We start from the raw sequence: 13,943 nt of genomic DNA on the forward strand, positions 1-13,943 counted from the left end.
ACAGTACGTTTTTCTGAGGGAATTTCTACATTACTGCAACAGCCAAATCGCATCCTCTTAGAAGTTGGTGCGGGGCGTAGTTTATGTACCCTTGCCAAACAGCATTCCCATGATGCAATTGGGCAAGTGGTATTGCCTTCATTACGCCATCCCCAAGAGCAAAACTCAGATATTGCCTTTTTACTCAATATCTTAGGGCGGCTTTGGCTAGCAGGCGTTTCGGTGAATTGGTCTGGTTTTTATGCTGGCGAACAACGTCACCGCGTACCTTTACCGACTTATCCGTTTGAGCGTCAGCGTTACTGGATTGAACCCCAAACCGAAGTCCCAGCAATTAGTCCAGGTGAAAGCAAGCTAGGGAAATCGGATATTACTGACTGGTTTTATGTTCCTTCTTGGAAGAAAATCCCCCTGGTCAAAACGGGAGAGATTTCATCTGCTTGCTACCTGGTTTTTGTTGATGAGTGTGGGATCGGTTCTCAAATCCTCCAACGATTGCAACAAGCTGGACAAGATGCGATATCTGTTCGGGTTGGAGAGCAATTTAAGCAACTGGATAGCAACGCTTACACGATTAATCCGGCTTGCCAGGATGACTATCACGCCTTGATTCAAGCCGTACGGGAACAAGGGAAAACACCGAATGCGATCGCGCATCTCTGGAGTATCACCCAATCACCGCCTCAGTCCTTGGAAACCAGCCAAAATCTCGGTTTCTACAGTCTGATTTATTTAGTGCCAGCCTTAGGACAAGAACCCGTTAGCAATTCCATTCAACTTCTAGTTGCCAGTAACAATCTTCATGACATTATTGGCGACGAGCTATTGTGTCCTGAAAAAGCAACCATCATCGGTTCATGCAAAGTCATTCCTCAAGAATATCCTCACATCAATTGTCGTCAAGTTGATGTGGCGCTCTCGGAATCAGGAACCAACAACTTAGTCGAGCAACTGTTAGCAGAACTAAGGGTAGAGTCAACAGACTCCATGATTGCCTACCGTGGCAATCATCGCTGGGTTCAGACATTTGAGCCAGTCCCGCTAGAAAAAGCCAGCCAAACCCGGTTACGACAAGGGGGAGTATATCTCATTACAGGTGGCATGGGAGGGATGGGCTTAGTCTTCGCTGAATACCTTGCTAAGACAGTACAAGCCAAGCTTATTCTAATCGGGCGTTCTGCACTGCCTGCAAAAGAGCAGTGGCAGCAATGGATAGCAACGCATGATGCGCTCGATCCTACCAGCCGTAAGATTCGGAAATTGCAGGAATTAGAAGCATTCGGCGCTGAGGTACTGGTAGTCGCTGCCGATGTTGCGAATGATGAACAAATGCAGAATGCGATCGCGCAATCCCTAGAACGTTTTGGTGAGATTCACGGAGTTATCCACGCCGCTGGAGTTGCGGGTGGTGGCATGATTCAACTCAAAACACCAGAAATTGTTGAGAGTGTTTTTGCTCCGAAAGTGATGGGAACTTTGGTGCTAAATAATGTCCTCAAGGATGTCAATTTAGACTTCGTGGTTCTCTGTTCATCTCTTAGCTCAATCCAAGGCGGATTTGGACAGGTAGACTATAGCGCTGCCAATGCCTTTTTAGATGCTTTTGCTCACCGCAATCCTTTTAAATCTGGTACCACAATCTCAATCAATTGGGATGCGTGGCAAGAAGTCGGCATGGCGGTGAATACCGCCGTTCCCGAAAAACTCAAACAGTGGCGGAAAGATAGTCTGAAAAATGGGATTTTACCCGCAGAAGCCGTAGATGCCTTGAGCCGAATTTTGGGAAATCCCCTTCCTCAAGTTATCCTTTCTACGCAAGATTTGTCAGATGCAATTGAGCAGAATAATAACTTTAATTCATCAATTTCTGCCGCCCAAGAATCAGAGAATTTTAGTCAATTATCGACAACAAGACATCCCAGACCCCTGCAAGCAAATGCCTATGTTGCTCCTCGCAATGAGATTGAGCAAGGTATTGCTAATATCTGGCAAGAACTGATAGGACTTGAAAAAGTGGGAATTTACGATAACTTCTTTGAGTTGGGCGGACATTCTTTACTGGCTGTACAAACGATTTCCCGGCTGCGTGAAACTTTCCAAGTGGAATTACCGTTGCGGACTCTTCTATTTGAAGCTTCTACAGTCGCTGAACTCGCTACTGTCATTGCCGAAAAGCAGCCTAATCTAGAACAAATGGCGGAGATTGAGAAGATGTTAGTGGAGGTGGAAAATCTCTCTTTGGATGAAATACAAGCGCTGGTTGCTAAAGAATCACAAGCAAGCTTTCGTTAGCAAGCATAAAAATTAGATCGGTTATATCTGATTTGCGAACATTATCTTTGTGAACGAACCGCCAAGACGCAAAGAGCGCCAAGGAAGAGAGGAAGAGAAATGGAAAATCTTACAAATTGTTTATGGTGCTATATAGCAATCCTATTTGATTCGCGAACTCATCTTCTCTCTTCTTCTCTTTCCTCTGCGCCCTCGGCGTCCTCTGCGGTTCGTTAAAAAAATCTCACGAATCAAATGGGATTGCTATATACTCTCAGTTCTTTCTCTAGCACTAAGCTTTTATGGGTAATTAATTATGAATAATATTTCTCAAAGAATTGCTGCTTTATCTCCGGAACAACGGGCGCTACTGGAACTTTGGCTCAAACAAAAGGGTTTGAGTTCTGTTAAAAATCACTCGATTACTCAACGAAAAGATTCCAAATCGTTGCCTTTATCTTTTCATCAACAACGGCTGTGGGTTCTTCATCAGCTAGAGCCAGCTAGCCCTATTTACAATGTCCCCATCGCTATCCGATTGACAGGATTTTTAAATGTAAAAGCACTAGAAAAAAGTCTAAATAAAATTCGACAACGGCACGAAGTTCTGCAAACCCGTTTTATGGCGGTGGGGGGAGAACCCGTGCAGGAAAAATTTTCAGATTTGGTGTTAAATCTGCCCGTAATTGATTTGCGGGATTTGCCTGAAAACGAACGGCAGCAGTTATTAGAAGATGCGAAAAAAGAGGAGGCGCAACGTCCTTTTGACCTCTCACAGGAACCACTGCTGCGAGTGAAGCTGTTGCAGCTGAGTGAGACAGAACACCTGATGCTGTTCACGATGCACCACATTGTTTCTGATGGTTGGTCTCGTGGTGTGATTATTCAAGAATTGGCAGCATTGTATGAAGCTTTTTGTCAAGGCAAGCCGTCACCTTTGCCTGAGCTTCCGATTCAGTATGCCGACTTTGCTGCATGGCAACGACAGCAGCTTGTGGGAGAAGTTCTAGAAACTCAGCTTAACTACTGGAAGCAGCAATTAACGGGTGCTTCCCCAATTCTGGAACTCCCTACAAATAGACCGCGACCAACTGTTAATACTTTTAGGGGCGCTAGGCAATTTTTCACCATTTCTCAACCGCTTGCCTTATCGCTGAGGGCGTTGAGTCAGCAGTCAGAAAGCACGCTGTTTATGACGCTATTAGCGGCTTTTAACACGCTACTTTACCGCTATACGGGCCAGCAAGATATCTCGATTGGCACTCCCATGACCAATCGTACTCAAAAGGAAACCGAGCCTCTGATTGGGTTCTTTGTCAACACGCTGGTTTTACGCACGCTGCTGTCTGAAAACATGAGTTTTCGAGAATTGCTGGCGAGGGTGCGCGAAGTGGCGCTACAAGCCTATACTCACCAGGAGCTGCCTTTTGAAAGGCTGGTAGAGGAACTACAGCCAAGTCGCGATCGCAGTTATACACCCCTGTTCCAGGTGATGTTTGCCCTCCACACTGCCCCTAAAACAGCCTTGCAGTTACCGGGTCTGAGTTTGAGCCTTTTGGAGGTGGAAACTGGCACCGCCAAGTTTGATTTGACGCTAGAGATAACGGATACCGAGCAAGGACTAACAGGGTCGTTGGAGTACAACACTGACTTGTTTGATGAAGCCACAATTACTCGGATGCTGGGGCATTTCCAAACGCTGCTAGAAGGTATTGTGGCGAATCCCGATCGGCGTTTGTCGGATTTGCCCTTATTGATGGAGGCTGAAAGATATCAGTTGTTGGTGGAGTGGAATCAGACTCAGACTGATTACCCTGCCGATAGCTGCTTTCATCAGTTATTTGAACAGCAGGTACAGAAAACACCGGATGCTGTTGCTATCGTCTTTGAGAACCAACACCTCACCTACAAACAGCTAAATGAACGTGCAAACCAACTAGCGCATTACCTGCAAAAACAGGGGATAACAACCGAATCTCTGGTTGGCATCTGTGTAGAACGCTCTTTGGAGATGATGGTCGGACTTATCGGCATTCTCAAGGCAGGGGGAGCTTACGTGCCGTTAGACCCCTCCTATCCCCAAGAGCGCCTATCTTTCATGCTGTCAGACGCTCAGATGCCGGTGTTGTTAACTCAACAGCATTTGGTCGAAAAGCTACCTCACCACACCGCTAAAGTTATTTGTTTAGATACAGATTGGGATTGCATTTCCCAAGAAAGTGTAGAAACTCCATCCAGTAAAGTTAACGCTGATAACCTCGCCTACGTTATCTATACTTCTGGTTCCACGGGTAAGCCAAAAGGAACCTTGATTCCCCATCGAGGACTGGTTAATTACTTAAGTTGGTGTTCGCAAGCTTATGCCGTCGAAGCCGGAAAAGGCGCTCCAGTTCACTCTTCCCTGAGCTTCGATATGACGATTACCGGGTTATTTTCACCTTTATTAGTGGGGAATCGGGTAATCTTGCTGTCTGAAGCGCAGGGTATCGAAGCGTTGAGTATGGCGCTGCGTCAGGGTGGTGACTTTAGTTTAGTTAAAATTACCCCGGCTCAGTTAGATTTGCTGCGTCATCAGTTAGCACCTGAAGAAGCGGCGGGTCGAACTAAAGCCTTTATTATTGGCGGCGAAAATCTTTTAGCTCAAAGCCTTGAATTTTGGCAAAAATTTGCTCCGGATACTGTGTTGGTAAATGAATATGGGCCTACAGAAACTGTTGTTGGCTGCTGCATTTATCAAGTCCCTTTAGGCAAGCATCAATCTGGATCGATTCCGATTGGTCATCCGATTGCGAATACGCAACTTTATATTTTGGATCGGCATCTGCAACCTGTCCCGATTGGCGTAATTGGTGAGCTACATATCGGCGGTGCAGGAGTGGCGCGAGGGTATTTAAATCGTCCCGAATTGACAGCCGCAAAGTTTATTCCCAATCCGTTTAAAGACCTAACCCCCCAACCCCCTTCCCTGCGAGGGAAGGGGGAGTCCGGCTCCCCTCTCCTAGCCGGAGAGGGGCTGGGGGAGAGGTCGCGCCTTTATAAAACGGGGGATTTGGCGCGTTACCGAGCTGATGGCACGATTGAGTATCTGGGAAGATGCGATCGCCAAATCAAGCTCAGAGGCTTTCGGATTGAACTAGAAGAAATTGAATCGGTGTTAGCACAGCACCCACAAATTCGAGACATGGTGGTGCTAATTCGGGAAGATGAAGCGGGATCTAAATTGGTGGCTTATGTTGTTCCTAAGTCAGCAGCAGTCCCCACAGTTAGCGAATTGCGCTCTTACTTACAGCAGCAACTGCCAGAGTATTCGATCCCATCCGCCTTTGTGACTTTGGAGTCTTTACCGCTAACTCCCAACGGCAAGGTAGATCGTCAAGGATTGCCATCTCCGGGGATAGCCAGACCCAACTTAGACGATGCGTTTGTGGCACCTAGAACGCCCGCAGAGCAGGTGTTAGCGGAAGTTTGGCGCGAAGTTCTCAAGCTGGAGCAAGTTGGCATCCACGACAACTTCTTTGCTTTGGGTGGTGATTCGATTCGGAGTATACAAGTGCGATCGCTTGTGCAAAACCGAGGCTTAAATTTCTCTATACAACAACTCTTCCAATATCAGACGATTTCTGAACTTGCACCACATCTAGAAGCAAGTGAAATTGAAAAGACTGCTCCCGTTGCACCTTTTAGCCTCATTTCCGAAGCAGATCGCCAAAAATTACCCAATGAAATCGAGGACGCCTATCCCCTCACCAAGTTGCAAGCGGGGATGCTGTTCCATAGCGAATACAGTCCAGAAACAGCAGTTTATCACGACATTGTAAGCTTCCAGGTGCAAGCAACTTTTGACCTCGAAGCACTGCAAACAGCGATTCACCATTTAATCAGTCGTCATGCAGTGTTACGCACCAGCTTCGATTTAACTAGCTTCAAGGAACCCCTACAACTTGTTCATCAGACAAATATCCCTGGCGATTGCAAATCGCGGCTATACGAACAAAGTCCGCCTGCGCGGACTATAGAACTCGCGCAGGCGGGTTTAGCCTGTGTAGAAGCGAATTCCATTCGCCCTTCTGACAAAACTAGAATGCTCCCAGTTCCTCTGCAAGTAGAAGATTGGCGTCATCTTTCTGACACTGAACAAGTAGACGCACTCACGAATTGGTTTGAAATTGAAAAAAGCCGAAACTTTGATTGGACTCTTCCACCGCTACTGAAATTTCACGTACATCGCCGTAGTGATGCAACCTTTCAACTGACTCTCAGCTTCCACCATGCTATTCTCGACGGTTGGAGTGTCGCTTCTTTATTCTCCGAGTTGTTTCAACAGTATTCTGCCTTGCTGGAAGGGGAAGAAACGCTGGAAGTTTTGCCATCACCCGTTAGTCATTTCCGAGACTTTGTATCTTTAGAACGGGAAGCGATCGCTTCCGAGGAATGTCGCAGCTTTTGGAGCGAAAAGTTAAAAGACAGCACGATTACTAAACTGCCTCGCTGGCTTCCTCCCGCTGAAGAAACGCATCAAAAGAAATCTTGCGCGGAGGAAATTTTCCTCTCTTCTGAGACTTCCGCAGGTTTAAAGCAGCTCGCTGAATCCGCAGGCGTTCCCCTAAAAAGTGTTCTGCTTGCAGCACATCTGCGAGTATTAAGTTTGTTGAGCGGTCAATCAGCAGTTTTAACTGGCTTAGTCTCCAATGGCAGGTTAGAAAAAAAAGATGGTGAAAAGGTTCTAGGACTTTTCCTGAACACACTACCATTTTGTCAAGAATTGCCAGGAGGAACCTGGATAGACTTGGTAAAACAAACCTTTGCCTCCGAGCGGGAATTGCTGCCTTTTCGCCGTTATCCTCTGCCAGAATTGCAGAAAGAGCTAAATAGAGAATTGATTTTTGAAACGGCTTTTAACTTTACGCATTTTCATGTTTATGAAAGTGTTTTAGGGTTGAAAAATATTGAAATATTAGACGCAGCATTCTTTGAAGAGACAAATTTTGCTTTGATTGCTAATTTTGTCTTGAATCCGATAAGCGATCGCGTTCAAGTAAAGCTGGAATATCAAGCCTCATTTTCTCAAGAAGAAAGAGAGGCGATTAGGGGATATTACGCTAAGACTCTTGAAGTTATGGCAAGCCAGCCTTCGGCACGTTATGAGTTATCCACTCTACTTTCTGAGCAAGAACAACATCAGTTACTCGTAGAATGGAACGACACTCAGGTTGATTACCCTAAAGATGCGTGTCTTCATCAACTGATTGAAACTCAGGTAGAAAAAACACCAGATAATATTGCTGTTGTTTTTGAAGATAAAAAATTAACTTATCGGGCATTAAATCAACAAGCTAATCAAGTAGCACATCACTTGCAAAAGCTAGGCGTACAACCAGAGGTCTTAGTTGGCGTTTGTATGGAACGCTCCCTAGAAATGGTGGTGGGATTACTTGGCATTCTGAAAGCGGGTGGAGCTTATGTTTCTCTCGATCCATCCTATCCTCCAGAACGCCTAGCTTTCATGCTATCAGATTCTCAAGTAACCGTGCTGTTAACTCAACAGCATGTAGTTGAAAATCTTCCCAAACACAAAGCAAAAGTTGTGTGTCTTGATGCAGATTGGGAAAGCATTGCCCAAGAGAGTTTAGAAAATCCTCCTAGCAGTGTGACGGCAGAAAATTTAGCTTACGTTATTTATACCTCTGGTTCCACAGGAACTCCTAAAGGGGCGATGAATACCCATCGGAGTATCTGCAATCGCTTATTGTGGATGCAAGATACTTATCAACTAACAAAAACTGACCGAGTTTTACAAAAAACCCCCTTCAGCTTTGATGTTTCTGTATGGGAATTCTTTTGGCCTTTGATAACGGGTTCTCGTCTGGTTGTCGCTAAACCAGGAGGACATCAAGATAGCGCTTATTTAGTGGAGCTGATTGCCCAGGAAGAAATCACTACGATTCATTTTGTGCCGCCAATGCTTCAGATTTTCCTAGAAGAGTTGGAAGTGCAAAAATGTCAATGTCTCAAACGAGTGATTTGCAGTGGTGAGGCTTTATCCTACGAACTTCAGCAAAGTTTCTTTGCGCGATTGGACGCCCAATTACACAATCTTTATGGCCCAACGGAAGCGGCAATTGATGTCACGTATTGGGCTTGTCAACGGGAAAGCGAACTACCTATCGTTCCGATTGGTCGCGCGATCGCAAATACTCAACTTTATATCCTCGATCGCCATCTGCAACCCGTTCCAGTAGGTGTGGCTGGGGAACTTCACATCGGCGGCGTTGGCTTAGCGCGAGGCTATCTCAATCGTCCTGATTTAACAGCCCAGAAGTTTATTCCTAATCCATTTAAAAACCTAACGATTCAGCCCCCTTCCTTAGCAGGTAACTCTTTGGGGGAGAGTCGCCTATACAAAACTGGAGATTTAGCGCGTTATCTACCTGATGGCAATATTGAGTTTCTCGGAAGGATTGATAATCAGGTAAAACTGCGGGGTTTCCGCATCGAACTGGGAGAAATTGAAGCAGCGTTGATACAGTACCCCGCTATCCGAGAAACAGTGGTTTTGCTGCGGGAGGATAACCCAGGTGACAAGCGTTTAGTCGCTTACATTGTGCCGAAAAAACAAGCACCTAGCATTCACAATATACGCGACTTCTTGAAGCAGAAACTGCCGAGTTATATGGTGCCATCTGCTTTCATGTTTTTAGAGGCTTTACCTTTAACTGCAAATGGCAAAATCGAGCGTCGAGCATTACCTGTACCGGAAAATCTATCTTTATCGGTAGTTGCTTATATCGCTCCCCGTAATCCGGTTGAAGAAAAGCTAGCGCAACTTTGGACTGAAGTTCTCGACCTTGAGCGGGTAGGCATTCACGACAACTTCTTTGAGTTAGGCGGTAACTCTTTAGTAGCAACTCAACTGATTTCTAAGGTGCGCCGCACATTTCAAGTAGAAATTCCTTTGCGAAATTTATTTGAGTTGCCAACAATTGCTGGACTTGCTGAAAACATTTCCCAAACCAAACAGAGTAACGCTGATGCTCAGGAAGCGGCGATTCAGCCAATTTCCAGAACGGCTCGGCGCGGTTCCCATAATCAATCAAAAAAGGGAGAGTAAACGATGACATTGCATTCTTCCTGGGACGCTACAACAGACACTCAAGAAACAGACATTCAAGAAGACGATATTTTCGTTCTTCCAACTTCTTTTGCTCAAGCGAGATTGTGGTTTCTAGATCAATTTGAACCAGGCAGTCCTTTCTACAACATTCCTGCCGCTGTCCGCCTTACAGGGAAGCTGAATGTTGTCGCTTTGGAACAAAGTCTCAACGAAATGGTGCAACGCCATGAAGCTTTGCGGACGACGTTTGCGGTTGAAGATGGTCAGCCAGTGCAAGTTATCCGAGCCAGCTTAACTCTAAACTTGCCGATTGTAGATTTAACAGCGCTACCAATAACTGAGAGAGAAGCTGAGATTTATGCAAGAGCAAATGCAGAGATTCAACAACCTTTTGATTTAACTAAAGTTCCTCTGTGGCGAGTCACGCTGCTACGACTAGATGAAGCAGATCATGTGCTGCTACTGACCATGCACCATATCATCTCCGATGGTTGGTCTTTGGGGGTATTTCTGCAAGAAATGGCAGCACTTTACGAAGCCTTTTCTAATAGAAACCCCTCACCGCTTCTGGAACTTCCAATTCAGTATGCAGACTTTGCTGTTTGGCAGCGTGACTGGCTTCAGGGGAAAGTTTTGGAAACTCAGCTCAATTACTGGAAACAACAATTGAGTGGTTCTTTGCCAGTGCTGCAACTGCCAAGCGATCGCCCTCGACCGGCGATTCAGTCTTACACGGGGAAAAAGCAATTTTTTGTCCTATCCAAAACCTTGACAGCAGCCCTCAAATCGCTAAGTCAGCAAACGGGTGTGACTTTGTTTATGACAATGCTGGCGGCATTCAAGACGCTAGCACACCGTTACACAAACCAAGATGACCTGATTGTGGGGAGCGCGATCGCTAATCGCAACCGAGCGGAAGTTGATGGATTAATCGGGTTATTTGTCAATACCTTGGTGCTGCGAACAGATTTAAGTGGTAATCCCACTTTCAAAGAGTTACTAAATCGGGTTCGCGAAGTAACGTTAGGTGCTTATGCTCACCAGGATTTGCCCTTTGAAAAGCTTGTAGAAGAACTCCAACCAGAGCGGGATTTGAGCCAAAATCCTCTATTTCAGGTGTGGTTTGCTCTTAATAATGCTCCCATGCCAGCCATGCAGCTAGCGTCGGGACTAACCCTGAGTCCGTTGGAAGTGGACAGCGGTACGGCACAGTTCGATTTGAGCCTGGATATGGTCGAACGGGGAGAAGAATTGATTGGCTCGTTTGAATACAATACCGATTTGTTCGACGCGACCACGATTACTCGTATGGTGGGGCATTTCCAAACCTTGCTGGAAGGCATTGTTGCTGATTGCGATCGCCCCCTATCACATTTGCCATTACTGACAGAAACCGAACAGCATCAGTTGCTAGTTGACTGGAATGACACCCAAGCGAATTACCCTCAAAATCACTGTATTCATCAGCTATTTGAAGCGCAGGTAGAGAAGACACCAGATGCTGTTGCTGTTGTATTTGAGAACCAACAACTAATTTATGCAGAACTCAATGCCAAGGCGAATCAACTAGCGCATCACTTGCAAAAACTAGGGGTAAAACCAGAAGTTTTAGTAGGCATCTGTGTAGAACGCTCTCTAGAGATGATTGTCGGAATTTTAGGCATTCTCAAAGCGGGTGGCGCTTATGTACCCCTAGACCCTGCCTATCCTTCAGAGCGCTTGGCTTTTATGTTGTTAGATACCCAAGTGCCTGTGTTGCTGACTCAAAATCGGTTGTTAAAGAGTCTGCCTCAACACGAAACAAAAATTGTGTGTCTGGATGCAGATTGGGATTTAATTGCACAAAATAGCACCCATAATCCCCTCTCCAAAATAACTTTTGAGAACCTGGCATATATCATCTATACCTCCGGTTCTACTGGCAAAGCTAAAGGAGTGATGATTCAGCATAGCAGCCTGATTAGTATCTATCTAGCTTGGGAAGAAACTTATCAACTTCGCTCTGCATCTAGTTGTCATCTTCAGATGGCAAATTTCTCCTTTGATGTATTTACAGGAGACTTCATTCGTGCCTTATGTTCTGGTGGAAAGTTGGTTTTGTGTCCCCGCGAATTCTTACTAGAGCCGCCAAAGCTTTATGAATTGATGCTCCAGGAAAGAATTAACTGTGCGGAATTTGTTCCGGCTGTTTTGAGGAGCTTAGTTCAATATGTGGAGGATAACAAAAAAACTCTCGATTTTATGCGGCTGCTAATTTGTGGCTCTGATAGTTGGTATGTACAAGAGTATGAAAAAATTCGCCAATTTTGTGGAAGTCAGACGCGACTAATTAATTCTTTTGGCTTGACAGAAGCTACAATTGATAGTTCTTATTTTGAAGGGACAGCTAATTTATCTGTTGAGCAGTTAATACCGATTGGGCGTCCCTTTGTCAATACTCAACTTTACATTTTAGACTCCCATTTACAGCCACTACCTATCGGAATCCCTGGCGAATTGTACGTTGGAGGTGCTGGCTTGGCGCGGGGTTATCTCAACCGTCCTGAGTTGACACAAGAGAAGTTTATTTCTAATCCGTTTGGAGTAATAACCTCACCCCCTAGCTCCCTCTCCGCAAGCAAAGAGGGGGGGCAAGAAATCGGTAATGAGCCAGAGTCCCGTCTCTATAAAACTGGAGATTTAGCGCGGTTTCTGCCTGATGGGAATATTGAGTTTATTGGCAGAATGGACTATCAAGTAAAAATTCGCGGCTACCGGATTGAGCTAGGAGAAATTGAGGGGGTGTTAAGTCAACATCCTGCGGTGCGTGAGGCTGTGGTGTTAGCTGGCGAGAATGAACCAGAAAACCAACGCTTGATTGCTTATATAGTGAGCAATATTAGTAATGTTGAATTAGGACAAAGGCACGGCTGCAAATCCCTACAAGATTCAGAATTAATTAAAGAATTGCGTAGTTTTTTGAAGGAAAAGCTACCGCATTATATGGTGCCATCGGCTTTTGTGTTGTTGGAAGCTTTACCACTAACACCGAATGGTAAATTAGATAGGCGATCGCTTCCAGTTCCAGATCCCACTCGTTCCCAAGTCGAAGCAGCTTACACCGCACCTCAAACCACAACGGAAGAAGTTCTGGCGAGAGTTTGGTCGCAGGCTCTGGGAGTTGAGAAAATTGGCATTCACGATAACTTCTTTGAGTTAGGTGGAGATTCTATCCTGAGTCTTCAGATAATCTCTAAAGCGCGTGATGCAGGACTTCAGATAAGTCCAAAACAAATTTTTCAATATCAGACGATTGCAGAGTTAGCGGCGGTAGCAGGTACAACCCAGACGACGATTGAAGCTGAACAAGGTATCGTAACTGGAACGGTATTTTTAACACCCATTCAACAATGGTTTTTTGAGCAAAATCTACTTGATGCTCACCATTGGAACCAGGCAGTTTTGCTAGAAACCAGGCAAAAATTGGATGTTACTGGGTTGGAGAAGTCAGTACACGCATTACTGAAACATCACGATGCACTTCGATTGCGTTTTGTTAAGGATGCATCCGGTTGGCAACAGTTTTACGCTGATGTTGATGAAGTAATACCACTCATCAAACTTGATTGTTCTAACCTGTCAGAAACTCAGCAAAAACAAGCGATTGAAGATACGGCTAATGAACTTCAAGCCAGCTTAAATTTATCTGAAGGGTCGCTGATTCGAGTTGCTTTATTTGAGCTTGGCGACAATCAGCCGAACCGCTTGCTGATTGTCATTCATCACTTAGCGGTCGATGGTGTTTCATGGAGAGTTTTACTAGAAGATTTGCAGACAAGTTACGAACAAATCAGTCAAGGCGAATTCATTCAACTTCCAGCTAAAACAACTTCGTTTAAACAGTGGTCTGAACAACTACGAGAATATGCAAATTCAGCCGCATTAAAGCAAGAACTAAATTATTGGCTGACAGAATTACAAAAACCGATTTCTTGCTTACCCGTAGATGCTAACGGAATGAATACAATGGCTACGGCTCAAACCGTATCCGTCAGCTTGAGCCAAGAAGAAACTCAAGCTCTATTACAAGAAGTTCCAAAGGTTTATAACACCCAAATAAACGATGTGTTACTAACCGCTTTGGGACAAGCTTTTTCGCAATGGACAGGGATGGATTCGGTTCTCGTGGATCTGGAAGGACACGGACGAGAGACGTTCTCAGAATCAATCGATTTATCGCGCACTGTAGGCTGGTTTACTTCAGTCTTTCCTGTGCTGTTGAATGTGGGTAAAAATAGCAAACCCGGAGAAGCTTTAAAAGCAGTTAAAGAACAACTCCGCCGGATTCCCAATCGTGGCTTTGGGTATGGTGCATTGCGCTACCTCAGCAGTGAAGAAGTCGCCTTGGCACTAAAAGCATTGCCTCAAGCGGAGGTAACTTTCAACTATCTTGGTCAATTCGACCAAACTTTACCGCCATCCTCGCTATTTAAAATCGCCTCTGAATCTACTGGAAACCTTTACAGCCCACGGGGAAGCCGACCCTATCTATTAGAAATTAATGGATTAGTTGCAGTCGGTC

At 45.3% G+C, this 13,943-nt stretch carries 3 protein-coding genes; all 3 read left to right on the top strand.

Annotation, left to right across the window (positions count from 1 at the left end; all coding sequences use genetic code 11):
* Positions 1–2,292 (top strand): SDR family NAD(P)-dependent oxidoreductase (locus H6F50_RS27595; RefSeq protein ID WP_190429232.1); only part of this gene is annotated, 2,292 nt, incomplete at its 5' end.
* 295 nt (positions 2,293–2,587) lie between these two features.
* A complete protein-coding gene (locus tag H6F50_RS14445; protein ID WP_190429233.1) occupies positions 2,588–9,379 on the top strand; it encodes a non-ribosomal peptide synthetase in 6,792 nt (2,263 codons plus the stop codon).
* Between the two features lie 3 nt (positions 9,380–9,382).
* Positions 9,383–13,943: non-ribosomal peptide synthetase (locus tag H6F50_RS14450; RefSeq protein ID WP_190429234.1), on the top strand; the 4,561-nt coding region annotated here is incomplete at its 3' end.

Origin of the sequence: Coleofasciculus sp. FACHB-712 (assembly GCF_014695635.1) — a bacterium.
Lineage (GTDB): Bacteria > Cyanobacteriota > Cyanobacteriia > Cyanobacteriales > FACHB-T130 > FACHB-T130.

Bases quoted from the DNA above. Each gene is read 5' to 3' on its own strand.
- H6F50_RS14445 (WP_190429233.1), top strand. From the start codon at position 2,588: ATGAATAATATTTCTCAAAGAATTGCTGCTTTATCTCCGGAACAACGG.